This window comes from Fibrobacter sp. (assembly GCA_017503015.1).
GTDB lineage: Bacteria > Fibrobacterota > Fibrobacteria > Fibrobacterales > Fibrobacteraceae > Fibrobacter.
In genome coordinates this window covers 32,546-55,240 of the sequence record JAFVTX010000047.1, presented here as the reverse complement: position 1 = coordinate 55,240, position 22,695 = coordinate 32,546, and the positions used below count along the sequence as shown (strand labels likewise).

20 protein-coding genes are annotated in these 22,695 nt (G+C 49.3%); 7 read left to right on the top strand and 13 right to left on the bottom strand.

The annotated features are described in order from the left end of the window. Window positions 1–11: 11 nt before the first annotated feature. From IKB43_08490 to IKB43_08480, 3 genes are read right to left on the bottom strand one after another with little or no spacing between them, the layout of a single operon-like run. Window positions 12–860, bottom strand: coding sequence for a hypothetical protein (locus IKB43_08490; protein ID MBR2470171.1), 849 nt, complete (start codon window positions 858–860; stop codon window positions 12–14). Then, on the bottom strand, window positions 860–1,510 hold the full coding sequence (locus IKB43_08485; protein MBR2470170.1) for a hypothetical protein: 651 nt from the start codon (window positions 1,508–1,510) through the stop codon (window positions 860–862). Before IKB43_08485 ends, IKB43_08490 begins: the two co-directional genes overlap by 1 nt. Window positions 1,511–1,549: 39 nt before the next feature. Further along, window positions 1,550–2,668, bottom strand: coding sequence for a cation transporter (locus IKB43_08480; protein ID MBR2470169.1), 1,119 nt, complete (start codon window positions 2,666–2,668; stop codon window positions 1,550–1,552). A gap of 127 nt (window positions 2,669–2,795) precedes the next feature. On the opposite strand from IKB43_08480, the gene IKB43_08475 reads away from it, so the two are divergent. Beyond that, entirely contained in the window at window positions 2,796–3,251 is a 456-nt protein-coding gene (locus IKB43_08475) for a hypothetical protein (protein ID MBR2470168.1), read from the top strand. A 19-nt stretch (window positions 3,252–3,270) separates the two neighbouring features. Beyond that, window positions 3,271–4,350: a hypothetical protein gene (locus IKB43_08470; GenBank protein ID MBR2470167.1), complete on the top strand. Its 1,080-nt coding sequence runs from the start codon at window positions 3,271–3,273 to the stop codon at window positions 4,348–4,350. A gap of 49 nt (window positions 4,351–4,399) precedes the next feature. Here the strand turns inward: IKB43_08470 and IKB43_08465 are convergent, their stop codons facing one another. The 4 genes from IKB43_08465 to IKB43_08450 all read right to left on the bottom strand — a co-directional run bounded on the left by IKB43_08465 (window position 4,400) and on the right by IKB43_08450 (window position 8,088). Further along, window positions 4,400–4,858, bottom strand: a complete 459-nt coding sequence (locus IKB43_08465) for a hypothetical protein (protein ID MBR2470166.1) — start codon at window positions 4,856–4,858, stop codon at window positions 4,400–4,402. Between the two features lie 172 nt (window positions 4,859–5,030). Further along, window positions 5,031–6,209: a metallophosphoesterase gene (locus IKB43_08460; GenBank protein MBR2470165.1), complete on the bottom strand. Its 1,179-nt coding sequence runs from the start codon at window positions 6,207–6,209 to the stop codon at window positions 5,031–5,033. Window positions 6,210–6,227: 18 nt separating this feature from the next. After that, window positions 6,228–7,877, bottom strand: coding sequence for a beta-galactosidase (locus IKB43_08455; protein MBR2470164.1), 1,650 nt, complete (start codon window positions 7,875–7,877; stop codon window positions 6,228–6,230). Between the two features lie 55 nt (window positions 7,878–7,932). Then, the gene (locus IKB43_08450; GenBank protein MBR2470163.1) at window positions 7,933–8,088 is read right to left on the bottom strand and encodes a hypothetical protein; all 156 of its coding nucleotides are present in this window, start codon (window positions 8,086–8,088) and stop codon (window positions 7,933–7,935) included. Between the two features lie 214 nt (window positions 8,089–8,302). Here IKB43_08450 and IKB43_08445 point away from each other — a divergent pair, with 214 nt between their 5' ends. Then, the gene (locus IKB43_08445) at window positions 8,303–10,645 is read left to right on the top strand and encodes a hypothetical protein (protein MBR2470162.1); all 2,343 of its coding nucleotides are present in this window, start codon (window positions 8,303–8,305) and stop codon (window positions 10,643–10,645) included. 509 nt (window positions 10,646–11,154) lie between these two features. Here IKB43_08445 and IKB43_08440 read toward each other — a convergent pair. Both IKB43_08440 and IKB43_08435 read right to left on the bottom strand, forming a co-directional pair. After that, complete coding sequence (locus IKB43_08440; GenBank protein ID MBR2470161.1) at window positions 11,155–11,610, bottom strand: hypothetical protein; 456 nt, start codon at window positions 11,608–11,610, stop codon at window positions 11,155–11,157. Next, window positions 11,611–12,033, bottom strand: coding sequence for a hypothetical protein (locus IKB43_08435; protein ID MBR2470160.1), 423 nt, complete (start codon window positions 12,031–12,033; stop codon window positions 11,611–11,613). Between the two features lie 198 nt (window positions 12,034–12,231). Between IKB43_08435 and IKB43_08430 the strand changes: the two genes are divergently transcribed. Beyond that, on the top strand, window positions 12,232–12,492 hold the full coding sequence (locus IKB43_08430; protein ID MBR2470159.1) for a hypothetical protein: 261 nt from the start codon (window positions 12,232–12,234) through the stop codon (window positions 12,490–12,492). 9 nt (window positions 12,493–12,501) lie between these two features. Then, complete coding sequence (locus IKB43_08425) at window positions 12,502–13,758, top strand: radical SAM protein (GenBank protein MBR2470158.1); 1,257 nt, start codon at window positions 12,502–12,504, stop codon at window positions 13,756–13,758. A 79-nt stretch (window positions 13,759–13,837) separates the two neighbouring features. Here the strand turns inward: IKB43_08425 and IKB43_08420 are convergent, their stop codons facing one another. Then, window positions 13,838–15,586 (bottom strand): 1-deoxy-D-xylulose-5-phosphate synthase, encoded by a 1,749-nt coding sequence (locus IKB43_08420; protein MBR2470157.1) that lies wholly within the window; start codon window positions 15,584–15,586, stop codon window positions 13,838–13,840. A gap of 137 nt (window positions 15,587–15,723) precedes the next feature. Next, on the bottom strand, window positions 15,724–16,746 hold the full coding sequence (locus IKB43_08415; protein MBR2470156.1) for a branched-chain amino acid aminotransferase: 1,023 nt from the start codon (window positions 16,744–16,746) through the stop codon (window positions 15,724–15,726). Between the two features lie 221 nt (window positions 16,747–16,967). Here IKB43_08415 and IKB43_08410 point away from each other — a divergent pair, with 221 nt between their 5' ends. Next, entirely contained in the window at window positions 16,968–17,309 is a 342-nt protein-coding gene (locus IKB43_08410) for a hypothetical protein (GenBank protein ID MBR2470155.1), read from the top strand. Here IKB43_08410 and IKB43_08405 read toward each other — a convergent pair. Both IKB43_08405 and IKB43_08400 read right to left on the bottom strand, forming a co-directional pair. Continuing rightward, window positions 17,302–18,981 (bottom strand): hypothetical protein, encoded by a 1,680-nt coding sequence (locus tag IKB43_08405; protein MBR2470154.1) that lies wholly within the window; start codon window positions 18,979–18,981, stop codon window positions 17,302–17,304. The two genes, IKB43_08410 and IKB43_08405, sit on opposite strands and share 8 nt — an antisense overlap. Window positions 18,982–19,021: 40 nt before the next feature. Next, window positions 19,022–21,616 (bottom strand): putative Ig domain-containing protein, encoded by a 2,595-nt coding sequence (locus IKB43_08400; protein MBR2470153.1) that lies wholly within the window; start codon window positions 21,614–21,616, stop codon window positions 19,022–19,024. Window positions 21,617–21,770: 154 nt separating this feature from the next. Here IKB43_08400 and IKB43_08395 point away from each other — a divergent pair, with 154 nt between their 5' ends. Next, window positions 21,771–22,622, top strand: a complete 852-nt coding sequence (locus IKB43_08395) for a TIGR02147 family protein (protein MBR2470152.1) — start codon at window positions 21,771–21,773, stop codon at window positions 22,620–22,622. Window positions 22,623–22,695: the final 73 nt, after the last annotated feature.

Here is a 22,695-nt window from a genome sequence, read left to right as displayed (position 1 = left end):
TTGCTTATCGACTATATTTTGCAATTCTTTATCGCAGAAAGCGAACCTTCGGAATACGCCTTTTTGATGCAGTTTGCGACGGAATCGGCCAAGTCAATAATTTCTTGGGGAATTTCGATTTCCGCGTTGTCATCTGTGCTGTCTTTTTCGGAGGGTGTGTTTGCCTTGATAATGGAATCTGCAACAGCCTGCGCTATAGAATCGGCCAGAGCGCGTTCTTCAACCCTGCGGTCTTCGGCATTTTCGTAAACTTGTGCAGAAACGCGGTTTAATTCGACACCGTTCCTGCTAACAACCCTGACAACGCCGTCATGAATTCCATAGTAGAATGCAGAAATATTGCAAAGATTCATGCCGCTATCAGGCACGCCGAAATACAGTATGTCGTAGAAGGTGGAATCGATCACCTTTAAGGAATCCATAAATTTTAACGAATAGCCTTCTTTGTTTTTTGCGGGGAAGCGAGGCTCTTCAAAAATAATTTTCGGATTTTTCTCGACATCGTAAATATCAAACCGAGTCTGATTCGGGTGACAAACAATTTGGACGGAACCTCCGTCAGAGTTGGGAGCTACATATAGCCCGATATTGATAGCGGATGCCATCGCCTTGGCTTTATAATCCACAAAAGGCGTTTCTTTTACCCCAAACTCGGCGGATTGAAACAACTTGTCGACAAATTTGACGGAGTCAGCGAGATAAATGACGGAATCCTTGCTGAAACCCTTTTCGGCATTCCACAGAACCTGCATGTCTTCGGTGAATTCGGGCAAATCATTGCCTTCGCCGCACGCCGCAAAGAAAGCCGGAATAGCGAGGCTGATTGCGCAGAAAAATGCTCGGAGGTACTTATTTTTCATTAATCGTCCTCCTCGTTGATTACAATGTAACTACCATCTTCCAGCTCGATTTTCAAGATTCCCTTTTTTGTATTGTAGTAAAGCTTGGCGCCAGATTCAACAGTGCTGTTGTAATAATTTTCATTGTTGGGTTGCTTGTACTTTTTTCCGTTGCTTACGGCGACACCCGTGTATACGATTCCATTGATTTTCAAGGTGTCGATGTAAGAAGAATCGAGGCTTTGCATTTTTTCGCGAGCGAGAGGATTCATGAGCGAAAAGGTGTACTGCCCGAAAACCACATCGACGCTTCCACTGTTCTTTTTGTCTTCTTCACTATAATAAAAGGTGGGGGCCTGAGAGGCAAGCAAAATGGAATAGATGGGGTATGCCGATTCAAGCGTTGTAACCAAGTGTTTTTGGCAAATGTGGTCAATGGAATTTTCTCTCTCGGTAACAGTAAGGGAAAACAGGTAACCGTCTGAATGTTTGAAAGGGATTTTCTTGCCTTTTTTATAACCGCCAAAATCAGCGGCATAACCTTCGATGTTGGAATTATCGCTGCACCTTTGACTGTAAGTTTCGCTAGATGAAACAATATCGCCACAAGCGCAAAGCAAAACAAGCGCGGAAAACGCCAAAAAACGCATTTTGAAAAACAAACTTGTCATGGATATAAAATAAGTAATTTTTATCCATTGTCAAGTTTTTTACCCCACGTCCACATCGGGGGCGATGTGCACGCTGTATTCGGGGAAGGCTTCGCCGACTTCCTTGGTGAGGGTCGCAACGCCTTCTTCGGGGGTGATGGCGAAACTCATGACCACATCGAAGCGGAGTGACTTTTCGGCCACATCCACGTAGAAGCCGTGCATCTGGAGCGCCCATTCGTGGGACTTCACGATTTTCAAGACGTCGCTACGGATTTTGGCGGCTTCGTCGTCCTTGGTGTTGTACGAATAAACTCCCACGCCCGTGAGGATGACGCCCGTTTCCTTGAACACCCGGTGTTGCAGCTTGCGGGTGAGCACGTCCACTTCTTCGACGGTCATGGAATCGGGCAGTTCCAGGTGCACCGAGGCCAGGGCCTTGTTGGGACCGTAATCGTTCAGAATCAAGTCGTAGGCGCCGCGTACGGGTTTTTCGGAGGTGAGGATTTTTTTGATTTCCTTGGCGGTGTCGCCGTCAGTGCGCTTGCCGAGAATATCGTCCAGCGTATCCTTGAGCATCTCGATACCGGACTTGATGATGAACAGCGAAATCAGCACGCCCACATAGGCTTCGAGCGAAATGCCCGTCGTCACGAACACGATGGCAGACGCCAGCACCGACGCAGACAAAATGGCATCGAACAAGGCATCCGCTCCGGAGGCCACCAGCGCACCGGAATTCACCCATTCGCCCTGGCGCTTCACATACTTGCCGAGCACGAGTTTCACCACCACGGCGGCGGCGATAATTACCAGCGAAACCGTGGAATAGTCGGCAGCTTCGGGATGGATAATCTTCTTGACGGATTCCACGGCAGAGGTTCCGCCCGCATACAGCACGATGGCGGCCACAATCATGGCGCTCAGGTACTCGATGCGCCCGTAACCCAGCGGGTGTTTCTTGTCGGGAAGTTTATTCGCAAGTTTTGCGCCCACGATGGTAATCACCGAGGAGAGCGCGTCGGAGAGGTTGTTCACCGCGTCGAGGGTGACGGCGATGGAGCCCGTGACAAAGCCGATGGCGGCCTTGAACGCCGAAAGCACCACGTTTGTAGCGATGCCCACGATGCTCGTGCGCACGATGACCTTGCTGCGATTTTCAATTTCGTTATCGATCATAAGAATTCCTGTTTTTTTAATATAAAAAATTTTTCGGCCATATTTTGATTGCGCTCAGTTGGACTCTGGAGATGACAACCAAAAATTCTTTTATTATTTTCTTTTTCAATACATAAAAGGACTTTATATGACTATAAGCGTTGCCGAATGGACCTGCCCCGAATGCAAAACCAAGAACCGTGAAACCTGTAACGCCTGGATGTACGGCAGCCCTATTCGGCAGTGCAAGGCATGCCGCAGTGAATACCTGGACCGGCGATTCCGCGAGGTGGCCATTGACGGTTTTGACCCCCGAAGCAACAACCCCAAATTTTACATGAAGGGAGCCTTGTTTCTCCTTGTATTGGCACTGGTCGATGGCGGACTGGCCCTTTACCAGTATATGAACGGCTACTATTCGATGAAGGTCCTTGTCATTGCCGCTGCTTCCGTGTTGGGTTCCCTAGCTTGCTTCTCTATGTTTATACGAATCACGATGGGATTCCAGTCCAAGGACAATAAAAAATATATGGCCGAATCCAAAGCCCGACTGGCAGACCCAGCCTACGTGGAGAAACTGAGAAAATACGGCTACAAGGTATAAACCCGCAATTTACGCACAAATGAAAAAGCTTTTGATAATAGTTTCTCTGCTCTGGGCAGCCAACGCACTTGCTGAATCGCAAGAGGAACTTTATTATCGTGCGCTCAAGGCCGAAGAGGCTGGCGATATTCCCCACGCGCTGGACTTGTTTGATTCAGCGGTGGCGGTATCAGGACCATACACAGCAGAAATTCAAGAGATTATCGATGATTATCAAAGTGTCTTGAAGGAATCCGACGAATACTCCGCAGACGACTCCTCCCAAAGTCCCTGGTCGTTCCACACTTACGGTACCATCAACTACAGCGGCCTGCACTACAAGAAAAAAGGAACCTCTGACGCCGAAACCGGAGGCGAAGCCGACGCATCGATAAACGCATCTGTAGAATACGAATCCAAAAATTGGAGTCACGCATTAGAATTAAATGTATCGGGAGATTGGTTTATTGACAAAGAGGACATGCCCTCCCTGGATACAAACTCCTGGGAAACTTCGGTCGGCATCGGCTACAGTCTCATCGGAAACGCACTGATTCTAGATATCGGTGCAAGTATAAACTTTTCAGAAAATGAAGAATGGAATCCCGACTTTTATATCTGGGCTGAAAAGTACCTTGCACAAAGCGGCAAGCAAAAATTCGGTCTCGCCACTAGCGCCTACAAGAATTTCGACGGCCCAACATCGGCATCATTCTACGGCACGTGGCACCGCTTTGCCAAATACGGATGGAACAGCACCATCTACGCAGGAGCAAGGTATGAATCTGACTCGCTCAGTTCCCTGTATATTCTAAAATGGTTAGGGCCTTCTTTAAGGCCATCTGTTTCGTATAAGTTTAAAACAGACATTTCCGTCGAGACAAAGTTGAACCTGTTCTACGGATTTGTGATTGACGAGCCCGCCACAACCTATGACGGCGTTCAAAAATTCAGCGGTTCCTGGGCATTCAACATCTCATGGAAACCGGGTATGTTCGGAACCTTTATCGGGTTCGAACAACTCTACCGGCATTATCTCAACACATCGGAATACAGCATCGGCTATCCTAAATGGAGCCTCCTGTCCAAATTGAAGGCCGGAATCAGGTGGAATATTTAAAAAGGACGCACGTGGCGCCCTTTTACATAACTAAAATGCTCGCAAAGAATTACTTGTGGCGGCCTTTGCCCTTTTGATCTTTACGGGCTTCATTTTCGGCCTGCTTGGCTTCTTTACGTTCAGCCTTTTCTGCAACCTTGGCCTCTTTGCGTTCGGCCTTGCTGATTTCTTTTTCAGCCTTCATGGCTTCTTTATCGGCCTTTTTGGCCTCCTTTTCAGCCTGCTTGGCTTCTTTGCGTTCGGCTCGAGCAGCAGCTCGTTCTTCTTTCAGAGCCTTCATTTCGGCCTTGTGCTTGGCAATTTCTTCTTTTTTGGCGTCCTTGCGCTCAAAGCGTTCCTTAGCACGATCGGCCCTGGGATCTTGCTTTTCGACCTTGCTAGCGGACTCGTCGCCAGAAACCTCCTGCACGGCGGCATTCTCTGTAGCAGAAGTGGTTTCATCTTGGGCAAAAGAGGCGGCCGCAAAGAAGCCTACTAATGCCATTGTCATTGCTGGAATCATTTTCATAATGAACCTCGTGTGTTTAATTCTACCCCCTATGTCTTGAAAAATACCTCATTTTTGGAGGGTTTGCGAGGCTTTTTTCGTGCATTTAAGCAGAATAATTCGGGGAAACCTCGCCGTCAAAGGTCAAACGGGAATAAAACTCCCGTTTTTCAAATAAGCTTGCTATTTTATCCTATTCGGCAAACGTGAAGCGAATCACCCACATGTCTGCGTCAGAGCCTACTCGCACGGGCGGCCCCCAGCAGTCCACGCCGGCGCTCACCAGCCAGCGAACGCCATCCAAAACACCCTCGCCATAGGCGAGGCGCCATACGAAATTGATGACGATGGTTCCCGGGAAAAATTGCCCGTTGTGAGTATGCCCCGAAAGGGCAAAGTCTGGCAAGCGTCCGGAATATTCCGGCTCGATTCCCTTGGGCTGGTGGTCCATCAGAATCCAGGGACGAACGCTATCATTAGGAGCAAGACTTGCCAGGGGAACGCGTTCTATCCCGCGGCGGCGGGCCACCTGAAAGTCGGTACGCCCCGTAAAGCAGGCCTGTCCGATACAGGCGCTGGAATCGTCCAGCACCACAAAACCCACCTTTCGCATCCAGGCATCAGGATCGGAACCGCCCCTCTCCTGCATGGATTCGTGATTTCCGTTGATTGCCACGGCGGCCACTTTCGCCTTGGAGGTGAGTTGCCTGAACAGGGAGTCATAACCCCATTCGTCCAGCTGCATCGTAGAAACATCGGCTAGGTCTCCCCCGAAAAGCAGGTAGTCCGGTGCGATGGAATCCACGCTAGCAATCATGCGCTCCAGCTTGGCCCGCCTGAAAAGCGGGTCCACGTGGACATCGCTGAAAAACACCGCCGTAAAGCCGGACAGTGCCTGCAATGTGACGATGGAACTGTCTGTAACCGAACTATCGGCGACTGCACCGGAATCCGTCGATGCCATGACAACGTGGCGACTGGGCAATTTTACCGTCGTTTCTAGAAGCCTGTAGTTGCCGTTGTGGGGAACTCCATAGACAAACAGCCCAGCAGTCAGCAAAATCGTCACAGCGAGCAAAATACGGCTGGCAAACGTCAATGTCTGGGGCGGCATCGCCTTTCGCAGCACCATACGGCGGCCCAGCCTGAACAAATCCCAAGGGATGTATAAAAGAAGGGCCTGGCAAAGCCATACCGAAGTGAAGGCTACCACGGCACAGCCAACCAACGTGTTGCGGAAGAACATGCCTAGGAATATGGAAACAAGTATCCCGAGGGCAATCAACTTGCCCTTTTTGCCGGGGGCAACAGGACTCACGTTGGCATAAATCAGGACAAGGCCAGCGACTAGGATGAACAGGAAAATGAACATAGGGTAAAGTTAGTAATCCTACGGTTTCAGTAGTAATTTATTGTTTCCTTGGAGGCCGTCATTGTCAAAACGGACGGTGGGATTCTTGCCGCTCTTGAAGGCAGTTTCGCTTTCGTAGAGGGATAGTGCCACGGAAACGCCTGGACGGGTCGCGAAATTCGCCGCACCTGCAGCAACTTTATGCGTGAAGGAGAAATCCTGCGAAGTGGCATCCTTGAAGGTCCCCTTGGGAATGCGGACGGTCTCACCGATTTGTGCGAGGGTATTGCCCGTAGTGTCCACGAATTCCGCCACCATATAGACATCAAAGAAACAAGGAGCCACACCGGTGTTCTTGACGGTAATGTTCAATGTGCTTGTGGTATCTTTGGCCGTTGCGACGGTAGACAACTCCGCACGGGTCACTGTGAAATTATAGCCGATGACCTTGGTCATGGAATCTGCCAGCGCCTTGTTTTCGTTATAGAAGCGGTACCCGCAATCATCGAAACCCTGGTCCAGTACATAATAGGTCAAGTGGGCCGTAGTAATGGCATCTACCCAGCGCTCCGGAGTCCACTTGAGGTAGCCGCCAGGAATCACATCGGTATATTCCAGCATGAGTGCGTAGGCACCGCAGTTTTCGGCAACGGTGGGCATGTTCGCCTCGTAGGCGCGCACCAGCGAATCTGCGGTTCCGGGAATGCCGATAAGGCAGTCGTCGCGTTTGGTAATGCCGAGGCTAAGCGCGTAGGTATAGACATCGCCATAGCCGTCGGAAGGCAACACCAGCAAGCTTTTCTTGAATACGGAGGCGTAATGCTTCAGCATGTCCTTCTGAATTTCCACCGAGGGCATGTGGCTTCCGTCCAGATTCGAGACATGCCATTCGCCCCATTCGCCGAAAGAACGCACGTCGATGTATTCAATGCGCGGGTCGCCATCATACTTTGCCGCAAGGGCCGTCGCAAAATCCTTTGCGGCCTGCAAATAGTTCGGATCATCCCAAACAGGGACGACCGCATTGGAACCGTTCCCCTTGTAGGTTGCCGTAATCTTTTTTGCTCCTAATTCATTGTAAACAAATTTCGGAGTCCAGTCGTAGTTTTCTTCGGGAGTGTTGTTGTCCTTGATAAAGCTAGGCGAATACGGGAATACACGTAGGGCATAACCCATATTGTGCGCAGTGAGTGCATCCAGCAATTCTTCCAGTTCGCTCCAATCGTAGACACCCTTTGCCGGATTCAGCTTGTTCCACTGCTGGTAGCCGGAACCGTAGGTAACCAGGTTCCAAGCTCCGTTTTTCAGGGAGCCGTGAGGCCCGTATTCAAAGCCGGGATCAAAAGTCCATGCGGCTTCGGTAGGCACCGTAAAACCCTTGTGGGGGTTCGTGAGCGGCCCAACGAAAGGCTTGAGGGAGTAGGTGACTTTGGTGGTGTCCATTAAGTTCACTGAGCCTGCCGAAGTGAACTTATCGCTACTAGACGAACCCTCTGTCACCCTGGAGTCACTAGCCCCTGAGCCGGAATCACCGTTTTCACTGGTAGATGAGACTTCTATTGACGAACTCAATTCTTCAGCAGCACTGCTTTCACCACCCTCAGGGGCGGAACTACTCGAGTCACCGCCACAGGCGGACAACGTAATGGCTACGGCAGCCAAGAAGGCCTTGAGGTTATCGCACTTCATAAAATCTCCAGGTGTTCTTCTTAATATATGTTTTACTCGGACAGATGGTGTTTTTTTATGAAATTTTACACAAAAATGTTGAATAGCTGCCACACGCCCTGCGAATGCTCGTCTCCCCGAACTTGGAGAGTTCTTCCATAATGCCGTAGATGGCGTCCGCCTTGGCGTTGTCACAGTCGATAATCAGGGCTATTTTCTTTTCTGAGTCCATAGTAGGGAATATAAGAAAAAAAATCACTGGAATATCATTTTTTATAAAAAAAGCCATTTTTGTAAATTGCGTTTTTTCAAAAAAACTTGACTAGAGCCAAATTGATAAACCGAATGTGACTAAACTCTCCAAAATGCAAAAAAAAACGTTCTGCATTTTCCCCCATAAAATTCTGAACGCACTGAAAGTATATTTAGATAAAAAAGGATGAATAATGACTTTAGCGAATTACAACAATTTTTGCAAAAAACCGTTAACTTTGGAAGAAAGATTCCCAACAATAGAGGAATTTGCCCTAACTTTTGACGACTTTTTCATTTTGAAGAAAAATGTAAACAGAACCGATTACGAAGAATTATACTCTGCCATAAGAGATGGTCTAAGATCTAGCAAACACAAAAAGGCGCTCGACAGAGACACGATAAAAAAATACATAGAATGCTTTGATTTAGGCTCATGTTCAAAATCTGTAGACTCCATTTTGACATGGTATATTGACGCAATCAACAAGTCGACAGCCTCAGGCTCAACCAAAAACGCATATATCCGACAGTGGTTTAGATATTTTTTTGCAAAAGCGTATTGCATAAGAGAATCTACGACAAATTGGAAATGGTTAGGAAATATACCCGCTTCAGAAGACGGAAACGATTTTTTTACCTATATAAGCTGCTTAGACGAAACTCTAATAAAAAATCATTTGAAATCGGATGTTATAAAAAAGAATTTTAAGGCATGGAAAGAAACAAAAAAATCTTCTGCAGATTTTGTCAAAATAAAGTCCGTATTATCATTTTTAAATGAAGTTAATTTAAAAGAAAAAATAGTAGATAAAGAATCTCTTTTAATAAATTGGTTTTATACCAAATGTTATAAACATTTTCCTTGCAATGAAATGCTTTTAGAGAAATATGGAAAAAAAGGAAAAGAAGAAGAATCACACTATTCACATCGTATTGAAGAATTAGTCAATTTGATAGATGGACCTAAAAACGAAAATGCAAAAGAAAAAATAGAGCGGGAAATAGATTACCTAAAAGAATGTACCCCACCTACCGACTACCCTGTTCTACTCTATATGGAATTTAAAAATAACTTTTACTTAGGGAACTACGAAAAAGCCGTTTTCTATGCAAGGCAAGTTTCATATGTTTTTTTCTATGTAGGATCGACAGGCAATTATACCTATAGTGATTTATCTACATTGTGGTATCGAACTTTAATTGTTGCTTCAGCATTCGTTTCCTACAACGCCACAGACTCTAAAGTCAAAACAGCGGCAACCAAACTGTTTACAAGTTTGCTGAAGTACTCATATTTGGTTCATCTTGAACTTGAAATCGCTGGTTATGACGACAGTGAAAATTTCGTTTACAACAACTCTGAAAAATTGGAATCGTTAAGAAAACAATACTGCAATCAAAGTGACAGCTTCTTTTTACCTAGTTCCTTTTATGAAAAGAAGAAACATATATTGTCGCTGGAATATGACGAAAACAAGTTGAACCAAAAAATCATTTCTTTTGGAAATACATCCGGTTACGCCATTGAAATAGCATCTCAAATCAACAATCCCGAAAAAGTAAAAGAAATAATTGCAAAAGGCGGGAATGTGCTTAAAGCCAAGAATTCAAACAAGAACACCCTATATTGGTGCATTAATAACATGCTCTTGTTCCTACCTATTGGATTTTGGCGCATTGTATTAGTTCCCCATTCTCTTGAACATATTAGCAACGATGATATAATAAACTTTATTATTCCAAACGCGAGAAAGGCTCTCAAAAAATATTATGATTACAATAAGGTTCACGCAGAAGAACTTGAAAACGCCTATAAAATATTCAAGATGATTTTGCCAGCCTATAAAGAAGCTGATATTGATGTTTCAAAGTTAACATTTCGTAATGATCAAAATTTATTATATACCGTTTGCAATATCGGGAAATGCACTATCGTAGAAGATGTCATACCCTTATTTAATATTGAAACAGTAAAAAATGATTCTAACAATTATTTTTTAGCGGTGCTAGAAACATATAAACAACTCTGGGCAAAAAATAACGGATGCAAATATGAAAACCCTTATGTTAATAGAGTTAATCAATTTATTAAATCACCTGAATATTTTGGTGATGGCAACACAAGAGAAGTCTCTCTTTTCTACAATGAACTCTTAACGCAAAACGAATTTTTATTCGATAGTTCCTGCAGTTTCATTGATGAGAATGAATTGCTTAAAATAATTGATTTGCTAATCAATCTTCACTTTGACCCTTGCAAGGACATTCCCCAAAAGCCTCATGATTTTCCCAATGGAGTTATTCCATTATATGATTGCACTCTTTTTGCAATTGAGATGGGCTGGCTAAAATGCGTAAAACGTCTCTGTACCTATCTTATCGCAGAATATAATGACCATTGGGAAAAAATGAAAAAGTCCTACTTTGCAGAAGCCATGTGGCAATGGCAAATGAGAAATCCACAATGCATAAGATACCCTTCCGAAAATGAACAAAAGCTAATTTTGAAGTATTTAGCTTCATTACTAAAATAAGACAAAAACGTTTTTCAATTTCCCCTTGGTAATTCCAGGGGGATTTTTTTTGTTTTATGGGTAGCCGAAAAGGCAAAAACTCTTCCAAAAAGGAACCTAACCATGTCAAACATCTCAAATGACTCCAAAATCAACGAAATGTGCAACGCTATGCTCAGGAGTGGCCGATGGGCCTTGGCTCGGCATGCAAAACACCCCATTTTGCGCCATGTTGCTGATGGAGCGACTAAGTTCTTCATCGTTCCCTGCACGTCGAGCGACCCGCGCGCATTTGCGAACCTTCGAAGGGATTACAGCCTAAACCTCAACAAAAAATACAAAAGGAGTTTTATGACAAAAGAAGAACTTTATGGCATCGGATTTTCATCCAATAACCGAGAATTTTGCAGATGGCACGGGTGGGTTGCTTCGTCAGATTCCGAAGGTAATGTATGGTGTCCCTACTGTGGTTGGATAGGCCACATTCCTGTGTATGACGACGATGATTAAGGACGTTTGCTCTGAGAACATCACTTTTGCTCTTCAGCAGCTTCTTCGTCCTCGACTCGTTTGATAACCTGCTTATGGAAGGAATTCCAGAAATCAATTCCCCTGGCTTTGATGAGGCGACGCTTGGAATCGTTGTCTTTCTTGCCAACGACAAGCCCGCCTTTTTCAAGGAGAAATGTGCGAACGGCCTTCAGGTATTCCAGGGCGCGGGAAAGCCGCGCCTTCTCGGGATGGTCATCCTTCAGTTCTTCTGCGGAGGCGCCGAGCTTGGGCAGCTTCTTCCAGAACTTCTTCACTCTTTCATAATTGAATTCATAATCGAAGTCGTCCTCATGCAATTCAATCTCGTAACGTTCTGCCGCTTTGCGAAAGTCCAACTGCTTTTCCTTGAACATAGAGAAAAGCTCGTTTCGGACTTCCCGCCACTCGGCGGCAAGCATTTCTTCTTCTGGAGTGAGTCTGGGCTTTTCTTTCATTTACTGCAAGGGGCAGCTGTTATTCACGCGTTGGCTGATTTCCCCGCGCGAGAGGCCCTCAGAACATTCCATGTCTTGAATGGCACGAGCGCATTTGCTGATGCGGGAGGCCCTGTCGGCTACACCCGAACAGCTGTTGAGGCATGCATCCAGCATGAGGTATTCCACTTCGATATCAAAACGTTCACAATGCATCTTGTTTGCGACAGCGGCACCGGCTGCTGCAGCGACGCCCAACTTGGCGCCTTCTTTGAGGAACTTGCCCAACTTAGACTCGTCCTTCTTGATTTCGGGAGTGTCCGCTGCCTTGTCGCAATCGCAGTTACATTCGGCGGCCTGTTTGGTGGAAGCGTTATCTGCAGCGTCGGAACCGCAGCTGCAGACGAAAAAGAGAAGAGAAAGGGAAAAAAGCAGTTTTTTCATGTCTTTAATATAAACAAAAAAATTCCCAGGAATTTTTTTTCGTAAAAAAAAAGAAAAAAAATAGCGAAATTTGGTTTAAATCGCCATTTTTGGTCCAAGGGTTTGTCCCTTTTTGTCCCTTTCGCGCCACTTAATTTTTCATTAGAACGCGGAAATAATGCCGTAATCACATCGTACACCTCAACAAAGGACGAAAAAATGACTATTACCAAGACCCTCTCCTCCATCCCTACCGCCACCCTGATGAAGCGTCTGCGCAGGGTTAGCCATGCTCCCGTTGCAGAGCGTCGCTGTGATTGCCGCGACAAGCGGGGGCGTCTCAAGAAGCTCTATGCAACATTTAGCGAGGCAAATTACAGCGCATCGGCGAGGATGGATGTAACTCAAAGGTGGCTTAAAATCTATGAGTGCCCCGAAAAGCTCGGTTGGCATATCACTAGCAACGTTTACCCGTGGTAGGAGGTCCCCATGACTCCCCCATTCCTTCATACTCCGCTTCGCGTATTGCTCGTAGGCAGCAATTTCTGCCGCAAAAACGAGCCGCACGACGCTTATGGCGCGAGTTGCCTTGTCTCCGCGTTCCGGAATAGCCCGGCTAATGCGGGCGATACGCTTGATGTGTTTACTAGCGATTTGAATCGCTTTCAAAAATTGAACGGCGATTTCAATATCGACTGGAATCTCGTGGCAAGCGAGGTTGTCACTAGGGCGCTTATCGGTGGGTATAACGTAATCGCATTCAGCGTTTTCGGCTGGTGCGAGAAGATGGTTGCGCTCGCTGGCGCGGAACTTCGCCGACGCGTTCCGAACATCTTCATTATGCTGGGGGGAGCCTCCATTTTTGGGAGTGAAGAGGAACTCCGCAGGCGTTTTCCGTTCGCGGATATGTTTACGCTCAGCTACGGCGAAAAGATATTCGCGAACTTGCGCCACTATATCAACCAGGGGGTTGCCCGCGTGATGGATTTACCCAGGTTCGGGGAACTCGTATCTCCGTATCTTTCGGGCGCCATATCCCTTGAAGGTGGCGTCAATACCGTGCGGGCAGAAACCCGCCGCGGGTGTTCTTTCCGCTGTTCCTTCTGCAAGCATCGCGATACGCTTTCGGGCAAGGTGTACCGCATCGACAATTACGAGCGTCATCTTGACGAACTCAAGTTGTTCAAGGAACGCGGCGTGAAAAAGTTGAATGTTCTGGACCCGCTCTTCAACGATTATGAAGGGCACGGGGAACAGTACCTAAAGCTGATCCGCAAGGTCGGTTTCACTGGAAAGGTTACGCTGCAGATTCGCCCGGAACTGTTGACAGAGCGCTTTATGGAAGAGGCTTCGCTGAACTCGAACGTGAGTTTCGAAATAGGCGTGCAGAGCCTTGATCCGACGGTGCTCAAGACTATTCAGCGTGGTGGCCACAAGACCGAAGCGCAACTTCGGGAGAAACTGGACCGTTGTAGGGAACTTGGCGTCGCGACGATGGTCACCCTGATTTACGGGCTTCCGTTGCAAACTTACGATTCCTTCGCTCGCGATATTGGGATTATCAAGAGCTATGGGGTCGGGAAGGTGGGGGCGTTTCCCTTGCAGGTTTACGAAGGAACGAAACTTGCCGATGATATCGGGCTGTACGGCCTCACGCTGAAAGAGGATGCTTTCGGCATCCCCGAAGTGGTCGACAATCCTACCCACGATTTCGAGAAGATGCAAAAGCTCGCGGAAACCATCTAGAATGATATTTTCCAAACGACCAAGTAAACCCCTCCCCGGCCTTAGCGCTCGGGGAGTTTTTCAATTCCGTTAGCCCGCCCTACCTCAGCGCTGCCATCACATCTTCCACAATCTGCTTGGGCGTGAGGCGGTTCCTTTCCATGAGCTCACCGTAGGGCACCTTGTCGTAGAATTCCTTCTTGAGGCCTTTCACGAGCACGCGCATGTCGCTGTTGCCGTAGAAGCGGGCGATCTTTTCGCCGAAGCCGCCATCGACCACGCCGTTTTCGAGCGTCACGACGACCTGATGGTCGGCGCACAATCCCGTGAGCGTAGCTTCGTCGATGCCCGTGGCAAATCGCGGGTTGATGATGGTCGCGTCGATTCCTGATTTTGCGAGTTCCGCCGCGGCACTTTCAGCGAGGGCGTAGTAGCTGCCGAGACCGATGAACGCCACCTTGCTTCCGCGCTTGTCAACCTTATATGTATTCAGCTTGGAATAATCCGTGTCAAATTTTACGCTGCGGTGTGCGACTCCGTTCGGGATGCGGATGGCCATGGGGTGTTCTGTCTGGTCAATGGCGTAATCCATCATGGCGATTGCCTCTTCTACGCAGGTGGGGCAGAGGTACACCAGGTTCGGGATGTTGCTCATCATCGGGATATCGAAAATGCAGAGGTGCGTGGTGTCATTCATGCCGTCAGCGCCCGACATGGTCACAAGAATCGTTGCCGGGTTGTTGTTCGCGCACAGGTCCTGCGAAAGCTGGTCGTAGGTGCGCTGGATGAACGTGCTGTGAGTGCTGTACACGGGCTTTGCGCCGCCCTTCGCGAGTCCGGAGGCGAGAGCGACGGCGTGCTCTTCGGCGATACCCACGTCAATAAACTGCTTGCCCGCTTCTTTACGGCGGTCGGCAAAGAATCCGATACCTGCAGGAACCGCGGAATGAATCACGACGACTTTCGGGTCTGCCTTGATTTTCTTCATCAGGTATTCGCCGAGAATGTTGCCGTACGATTCTCCATTGCCCCAGTTCACAACACCGGTCGGAATATCAAACGGTGCGGCCCAGTGGAAGCCTTCCTTGGAATTTTCGGCAAAACTGTAACCCTTGCCCTTGAGCGTGTGGATGTGCACGACCACGGGCTTTGTAGAATCCTTCACTTGCTTGAACGCGGCGATGAGCGATTCGATGTCGTTACCTTGTTCTACATACAGGTAGTCAAAGCCGAGGCTCTTGAAGTAATTGTTTTCGCTCTTGCCCTGCGTTCTGCGGAGTTCCGCGAGGCTCCCGTAAAGACCGCCGTGATTTTCGGCGATGGACATTTCGTTGTCGTTCACGACCACGATAAAGTTGGTGGCGTATTCGCCCGCATTGTCGAGGCCTTCGAACGCTTCACCGCCGCTCAGGGAACCGTCGCCGATTACTGCAATCACGTTGCCCTTTTCGCCCTTGATATCGCGGGCGGTTGCAAGCCCGAGTGCCAAACTCACCGAGGTCGAAGTGTGGCCAATCATGAACTGGTCGTGTTCGCTTTCGCAGGGTTCGGTGTAGCCCGTAACGCTCCAGTATTTTTCCGGATTCAGGAACGCTTCGGCGCGGCCTGTCAAAATTTTGTGCGTATAGCTCTGGTGGCTGACGTCGTAGACAATCTTGTCCTTGGGCGATTCAAAAACGTAATGCAATGCGATGGTCGGCTCCACGAATCCGAGGTTCGGAGCCAAATGCCCACCGCATTTTGAAATCTTGTTCAAAAGCGCCGTGCGGATTTCTGCCGCGAGCGCCTTCAGGCTTTCCGCGTCCATCTTCTTCACATCTGCAGGGGATTTGATTTTTTCTATCAGCATATTTTCACCCATCAAAAAGTTCATTATAAAATATACTACTTGTTTTTCCCTTGTCAAAAAAAATCCCGCAGCAGGCACTGCGGGAAATAAACATGTTTAGGAGATCCTCGCCTACGCGAGGATGACACCACTGTCAATTACACGTCCACCACTTCAGTCCAGCCGAACGGGTCTTCCGCTTCGCCAAACTGGATAGCAGTGTACTTCGTGAAAAGTTCCGTGCAGACCGGGCCCGGATTCTTGCCGTCACCGTAGGTGAATTCCTTACCGGCAACCGGATCCACAATCTTCTTGATCGGGGTGATCACGGCGGCGGTACCGCATTCGGCGGTTTCGGAGAATTCAGCGAGTTCTTCGAAGGGCACCTGGCGGCGTTCCACGGTGTAGCCGAGGTATTCAGCCAACTGCTGCAAGCTCTTGTTCGTAATGGACGGCAGGATGGATTCGGACTTCGGGGTCACGTAGGTCTTGCCCTTGATGCCGAAGAAGTTTGCCGGACCGCATTCGTCGATGTACTTCTTTTCCTTCGCGTCCAGATAAATCGTGCTGGAGTAGCCGAGCTTCTTGGCTTCGGCGAGGGAAAGCAAGCTGGCAGCGTAGTTACCGCCGACCTTCACCGTACCCGTACCCTGCGGAGCGGCGCGGTCGAAGTTGCGGCTAATCATCATATCCACGGGCTTGAAACCGTCCTTGAAGTACGGGCCCACCGGAGTCACGAACATCAACAGCAGGTATTCGTCGGAGGGCTTCACACCGACTTCCGGGCTCGTACCGATGAGGAGCGGGCGGATGTAGAGCGTTGCACCATGACCATACGGCGGAATAAAGCGGGCGTTGGCCTTCACCACTGTGTGGACCATCTCGCGGAACAGCTCGACCGGCGGCACGGCCATGAGCACGCGGTTCGCGGTGTTCTGCATGCGCTTGGCATTCTCGTCGACGCGGAAAATACGGACCTTGCCGTCCTTGCCCGTGTAAGCCTTGAGGCCTTCGAAACCTTCCTGGCCGTAGTGCAAGCAAGTAGCGGCCATGTGGATGCTGATGTCCTTGGAAGAAGAAAGTTCAACCTTGCCCCACTTGCCATTGCGGTAGTAGCAGCGGACATTGTAATCGGTATCGTAATAACCGAAGGGGAGCGTCTTCCAATCGACAGTGTTCAAATCAAGCATAATTTAACCTTTTTTGCAGTTTGTGCATTTTTAAAGGTATCGTTCGGTACCGCACAGAAAAATACAATTCTCTTTGGACGGCTGGCACGTTCCTCTCCCTAAAAAGTGGGATTTTCCCGTCACCTTGCCATGATACGGCCCAGCCGATTGCCTACGCGTAACAAGTAATTGCCCGCATAGGGTACAGAAATTGTAAAGCCGGGCAAACCGGCATGGCCCGAAAGGATTATCCTGCCCTGCACGAAGCAGTGTACTTCGGGGATTCGGCCTCTATTCCTGTCGGTGAATGGATTTTCTTGACACTCGTTTCTAGGAACCACCTGGTGAGCATGTACGTGAACGGCGAGCCCGTCCCGATTACGGGTACCAACGGCACCGAATTCTCAATGGAATTCGTTCCCAACAAACTGAACCGCAGTGTACCTTTCCGCATAGGCGGTAACGAAATCGAGACTGAGACCTGGAACGGCGCAATCAGCAATGTAATCGTAGAAACGGGGGCACGTAGCCCTGAATGGATTAAAGCCAAATACAGTTCTTATAAGCCTATCTAGGCGTAACCACAGGCCAGTAATTATCGGGACGTTGGTTCAAATAAGTAAGGCGAGTCCAGGAATCATCGCGGAAGCACCCGCCGAGCATAAGTTCGTCAATTACGCCGGCAAAGCCTCCGACCTTAAAGTCAGTCAAATTACGAGCATCCGTCCAGGCCGTTTCTTCTGGGTCTGATTCAACCTTAAGGTCGTTTACGTAGAAGTTTGTTTGAGAATTTGTATGATGGCTAAATGCAATGTAGGTCCATTCGCCGGCCTTAACACTCGATTTACCGGACGCCCAAGCGTATTTTACAGAATCAGAATCCGCACCAGGAACCCATAGTTCTACGACAAAGCCCTTGGCCGGATCAAAACGCAACGCGTATTCCTTGGCCTTTTCAAAAATGGTTTGTTCCTTGTCAACTGCATCAAGCTTTACCCACACCGAAAAACAGAAATATCCACTACCATCAAAGTTCAAGTTCACCTTACGTGCGCTGTCGGGCTTCGCAGAATTGTCAACATAGAAGTAATAAGCCGAATCAAATTTTATACCGCCGCCCACAGCACCATCGACGAACGCATCTGAATAAACAGAACTAAGTGCACTTCCATCAAAATAACCATACTCGGAAGCATCAGTAACAGGAGAAAGGGCATTGCCAAAATGCCACACCAGAGAGTAGCTTCGGTTCGTCGGAAAAACATCCCGTGCGTAGGCGGAATACTGCAAGCCATCATAAGAAAGTTCCAGTGAATCACCCACGTTCAGCGAATCTACGTTCACCCAGAGCACAGCCTCTTTTGCACGCTTATCAAAATCGGGGTACGAAATCGGAAGTTTTTTGCTACGGTTGCCATTTTTCGATATGCGCACGGCCTCCCAACGGCCGTTCATATTCGCAATCGAATCGAAGGGAAAGTTGTCTGCCGTCAGGCGAATGGCAATCGGAATATTGCTCACGAAAGATGTCAGCGTATCCGTACCCTTGGGAAGTGCAAGCGGGGCTACAAAGTTAAAGGAAACAGAATCCCAAGAAATCCCGGCATCCGGCTCAATCACACTCGGCAATACAACGGTCTCCGTATCACCAGCTACAACTTTAACCTTCTCAAAAGTCAGCGGGCTAAGCTGCTCACGACCAAAGATTACCCGCAAATTAAGTGAACCTGCCGGCAGGCTATCCACCACAATCACGGAATGGGAAACCTTCACCGCCCTATGAATGGTCGTCCCGAGTACCGTCGCAACACCCGTTGCGCCCTCTTCAAGACTACCAGGCCCCTTAATCTTCACCACCCCCGGCGCACGCAGTGTATCGCTTACGGCCACAGAATCATCTTCTGTCACCTTAATTCCCTGCACCAAGAGACGCTTGCCCGATTTCTCGTGGAAAGCTTCTAGTGCATACGTTCCATCGGGCACAGAATCTAAGCTGTAATAGCCGTTCTCATCTGTCTCGGTTAAAAAAGCGGTCGGCAACGCCTTATCGGACGTAGCATCGTAGCCTTCAGGCACACATTGTACACGCGCATGGGCGGCTAGCTTGCCGTCATTTAGCACCAAAATTCCCGCAAGTTCCGGAGAACCAGTCTCAGCACTGTTACCCGCCACCTTATCGGCAGAAGAACACCCCGAAAAGGCGGCAGCCGCCGCCAACATAGCCAGGATATTCTTACAGGATCTCATCAATACCAATATAAATAAGAATCAAGAAAAATGGAAGGGTTTATTGTACATAACGACGCATTACCGTACCCTTTTGAGAATATTCTACGACGATGATGCGGATGGCAGGCATATGCGAGGGCATTCTGTCGCCGAAATAGAGCGGCCTACCCTGCATGTCGAATATACGGTAGTACGCGGTTTCGGCCTCGGTCGCGAAGTTTGTTGCGCGGGTGGTGATAGAGGTCGTCCCGCTGCTGGATTCCACGACTTCGCCCGATTCACCCGAAGAAGACTCCGGTTCAGCACTTGAAGAAGACACAGGAGCGTTCGGGTCCGTCACCACAATGCGACCTCTCTTAATAAATGTGGAATCATTGTTGGTGGCCGTGACGGTGAAGGCGTATTCGCCAGCCGCAGTGGGAGTACCGCTGATAGAAATCTTGCGGTTTTCCTTGTCGATGCTAGTCGTAACACCCGCCGGGAAGCCTTGGGGCACGACCGTCTCGGCGCCGCTCCAAGTGTAGCAGAAATCCACAATCGGTTCGCCCAGGTTGATGCTCTGGCTGCTGGAACCCCCACCGCACTTTACAACCTCAGGGTAGGCAGTCCCTTCGACAGAGAAGGTCACGAACGCGGACATCTGCGAAAGACCCGAATTGTCCGTCACGACTGCAACTGCGGAATACATGCCCGGCTCAAGCCCACTCGCGTTGACCTGGTAGGGAGCGCTTGTCGCAGAGCCGACCAAAGTATTGCCCACATAGAAGGCGACGCTCTTTACGGAACCATCGCTATCCTTCGCGTCGGCCTTCAAGGTCACCGTCGCACCCACTTCGAACTTCGCACCCGACGCAGGGGCGGTCATCGAGACCGTCGCCGCCTTGTTGCTCAGTCCGAAAGCCTGGTTGTATTCGGGCATCTTGCCATAGCGGCCACCCACGCCCACAAGTTTCGGGAGGTCGGTAGGAAGGCTTGAATTGCTGCGTAGTTCGTAAGAATAAGAAGGCGTAAAGACATTGTCGTTGAACACCGACGCCTGAGATGTTCCATTGTTGTTATAGGGGGTGGAACTCTTTGCTCCGGTGACCGTCGTATTCTTGAACTTGATCAAGGAATAGGCATCCTTTCCGGCCACCTGAATTTGCGGATTTTTCACATAGTTGTTTTCGTAAAGGACTTGCGTCTTCTTGTCGCTTTTCCCGGAGGCATCAATCACATGCCAGTGGTTGTAATCCACATAGGAATTGTAGATGTGGACCATCGAGGCGTAGGAACCATCCGCCTCGCTCGTCACCTTGGGAACGCGTCCAAAAGAATTGTGCCAATAGACATTCGCAAAAGTCAGCTGCGCCGTTTCGACCAGGTGCATATACGGATCGTAATAGTAGCAGTTGTACTCGTTGCTGCCATCATAGTCTAGATACGAAACGGTGATGCCCTTGACATATTCCAAGTCCATGCCGTCACTAATCCATTTGTAGCTGATGTGGTCGAACCACATATTTTCAACTTCCTTGCCGCCGCTGCCGCTCACTTCGAGACCATCGCCCCCCTCAATAAGGTGCGGGTTCACATCGTAAAGGGCCAAGTTGCGATAAATGTTGTTCTTGGCACCTTCGTAGGAACGGTTTGACCACGAAACACCGCGCATATTTGCGCCACGGCCCATACCCACGAGGCTCTTGTTGCCCTTGGTCGTAATCCAGTTGCTCCAACTCTTGATTTCACCCGCAGACACCATCGTGGTCTGTTCGCTAAGGCCAGAACAGCTGTTCTGCGTAAAGCTGATACGGTAAAAGGTGTTGTTGGAATTGACAGTGTTGCCACAGGAAGACTTGCACCAAGTCCATCCCGAATTGGCGGCAGATGTGGCCGCATCTACGAACTTTCTGAAGTCGTAAGTACCTTCGGGCACAAGGATTGTCACCGCATCGTTACTCTGCATATACTTACGAATAGTGGCGGTATCGCTCGCGATAACGATGTTACCCGCATCGCCGCCGGTGGTATTGGCGCCGAAGCCTTCGGCCTTCACGTTGAACGTGAACAGCAAAACCGCCATCGGGTCGGTTTCCGCGCCGCTCCAGATCCACTTGGCCTGCGTATTCGCTGCAAATCCCGTAAGGGCAGCCCCGCTCGGGAGCTTGTTGCTCGCATAGTTCAGGGTAGTCGCCCCACCCCATTGGCTAAGGTCGCGGCCCTTGTTCTTCCAGGAGTTGTTGCTTACCACGGGTTTCGATTTCCAGCCGCTGCCGGAATAGTAGGACTTGTCGAGGTCATCAATCTGTACCATGACACCGGGAGCACCCTGGCCGTTCACGCCCACGACCGAAATCGCGTTCTCACCCGGCAAGAAGGTCATCGGCACAAAGCGCACGCGGCCCGCCTGATTGTCTTCGGCAAGGAGCGCGCCATTGTGGTAGAGCCTGTAGCCGCCATCGGCCACAATCCAGATACCCGGACCCTCACCCGCATTGTATGTCGCGGCCACCAGCTGCGAACCCACCTTGTCACCACCACCGTAGGCGGCGTCGCCCGGAAGCGACACCACCTCGGAGGGGCTTATCGCCGCGACGGCAACCCACACTCCGCACGCCACGGTTCCAAACATCCTTTTCAACATAATACACCCTTTCCCGGACAACGCAGACATCTGCACGACTTTCGCGGGAACTAGGTAAAATCTACCTCAAAAAGGGTGTTTTTGCCACCAATTTTTCCGTCGACCCCAATTTACCGTTGTTCCTGGACAACGCTATTATATATCGCCCAGCACCGCAAACAGGCTTTTTTCTTACATTTATGGCATGGGAGTCACGAAACCGACAAAGAAAATCTTCGAATACCTGGACTACCGGGAATTTCTGAAGGATTACTACAACGCAAAGAAGGAGGCCAACCCGGCCTTCTCGCTCCGCGTGTTCTCGGACAAGATCGGTTTCAAGGCGAAAGATTTCATCAGCCGCGTCATGAACGGCGACAAGAACCTTTCGAGCCAGAGCATTCCTAAAGTTGCAAGCGGGCTTCGACTCGGCAAGCACGAGACGGAATTCTTTATAGCCCTCGTCAAGTTCAACCAGGCCGAAACCACCGAAGAAAGGAACGCTGCATTTAACGAGATGCAGGCCGTACTCAAGGTCGTGCGATTTGCCGAAAAGCAGCACCTGCTCGGGCACACGCAATACATGGTGTATTCAGACTGGAGGCACCTCACCATACGCAGCCTTATCGGCATGTTCGGTTTTGACGGTGACTACGAGACACTCGCAAAAAGGGTACACCCCCGCATCACCGCCGAAGAAGCAAAAAAGTCCGTAAAGCTTCTCGAAGACTGCCTGCTCATTAAAAAAGACAAGGGCGGCAACTACACGCTTACCGAAAACGCCATCACTACCGGCGACCGCACTTCGAGACTCGCGCTCCGCGGATACCATCAGCAATGCCTAAAGCTCGCCGCCGATTCTATTGACCGCGACCCTCCGGGCACGCGTCACATTTCAGGGCTCACCCTCGGCATAAGCCAGGAGGGCTACGAGCGCATCGTAGAGCGCATCAACGCCTTCCGCAAAGAGATCGCCCTCATCGCCGAAGAAGATGAATCCAGCGACAAGGTTTTCCAACTGCAGTTCGCCCTCTTCCCCGTCGGCGGGAAAGAATAGACGCTTTCGATAAAGGCCTAGACTCATTCGAGCCTAGGCCTTTTTTGTTAAGTGTATAAGGTTCCATTTGCGA

Coding starts and splice junctions, on each gene's coding strand:
- IKB43_08490 (MBR2470171.1), bottom strand. CDS start 860: ATGAAAAATAAGTACCTCCGAGCATTTTTCTGCGCAATCAGCCTCGCT.
- IKB43_08485 (MBR2470170.1), bottom strand. CDS start 1,510: ATGACAAGTTTGTTTTTCAAAATGCGTTTTTTGGCGTTTTCCGCGCTT.
- IKB43_08480 (MBR2470169.1), bottom strand. CDS start 2,668: ATGATCGATAACGAAATTGAAAATCGCAGCAAGGTCATCGTGCGCACG.
- IKB43_08475 (MBR2470168.1), top strand. CDS start 2,796: ATGACTATAAGCGTTGCCGAATGGACCTGCCCCGAATGCAAAACCAAG.
- IKB43_08470 (MBR2470167.1), top strand. CDS start 3,271: ATGAAAAAGCTTTTGATAATAGTTTCTCTGCTCTGGGCAGCCAACGCA.
- IKB43_08465 (MBR2470166.1), bottom strand. CDS start 4,858: ATGAAAATGATTCCAGCAATGACAATGGCATTAGTAGGCTTCTTTGCG.
- IKB43_08460 (MBR2470165.1), bottom strand. CDS start 6,209: ATGTTCATTTTCCTGTTCATCCTAGTCGCTGGCCTTGTCCTGATTTAT.
- IKB43_08455 (MBR2470164.1), bottom strand. CDS start 7,877: ATGAAGTGCGATAACCTCAAGGCCTTCTTGGCTGCCGTAGCCATTACG.
- IKB43_08450 (MBR2470163.1), bottom strand. CDS start 8,088: ATGGACTCAGAAAAGAAAATAGCCCTGATTATCGACTGTGACAACGCC.
- IKB43_08445 (MBR2470162.1), top strand. CDS start 8,303: ATGACTTTAGCGAATTACAACAATTTTTGCAAAAAACCGTTAACTTTG.
- IKB43_08440 (MBR2470161.1), bottom strand. CDS start 11,610: ATGAAAGAAAAGCCCAGACTCACTCCAGAAGAAGAAATGCTTGCCGCC.
- IKB43_08435 (MBR2470160.1), bottom strand. CDS start 12,033: ATGAAAAAACTGCTTTTTTCCCTTTCTCTTCTCTTTTTCGTCTGCAGC.
- IKB43_08430 (MBR2470159.1), top strand. CDS start 12,232: ATGACTATTACCAAGACCCTCTCCTCCATCCCTACCGCCACCCTGATG.
- IKB43_08425 (MBR2470158.1), top strand. CDS start 12,502: ATGACTCCCCCATTCCTTCATACTCCGCTTCGCGTATTGCTCGTAGGC.
- IKB43_08420 (MBR2470157.1), bottom strand. CDS start 15,586: ATGCTGATAGAAAAAATCAAATCCCCTGCAGATGTGAAGAAGATGGAC.
- IKB43_08410 (MBR2470155.1), top strand. CDS start 16,968: ATGGCCCGAAAGGATTATCCTGCCCTGCACGAAGCAGTGTACTTCGGG.
- IKB43_08405 (MBR2470154.1), bottom strand. CDS start 18,981: ATGAGATCCTGTAAGAATATCCTGGCTATGTTGGCGGCGGCTGCCGCC.
- IKB43_08400 (MBR2470153.1), bottom strand. CDS start 21,616: ATGTCTGCGTTGTCCGGGAAAGGGTGTATTATGTTGAAAAGGATGTTT.
- IKB43_08395 (MBR2470152.1), top strand. CDS start 21,771: ATGGGAGTCACGAAACCGACAAAGAAAATCTTCGAATACCTGGACTAC.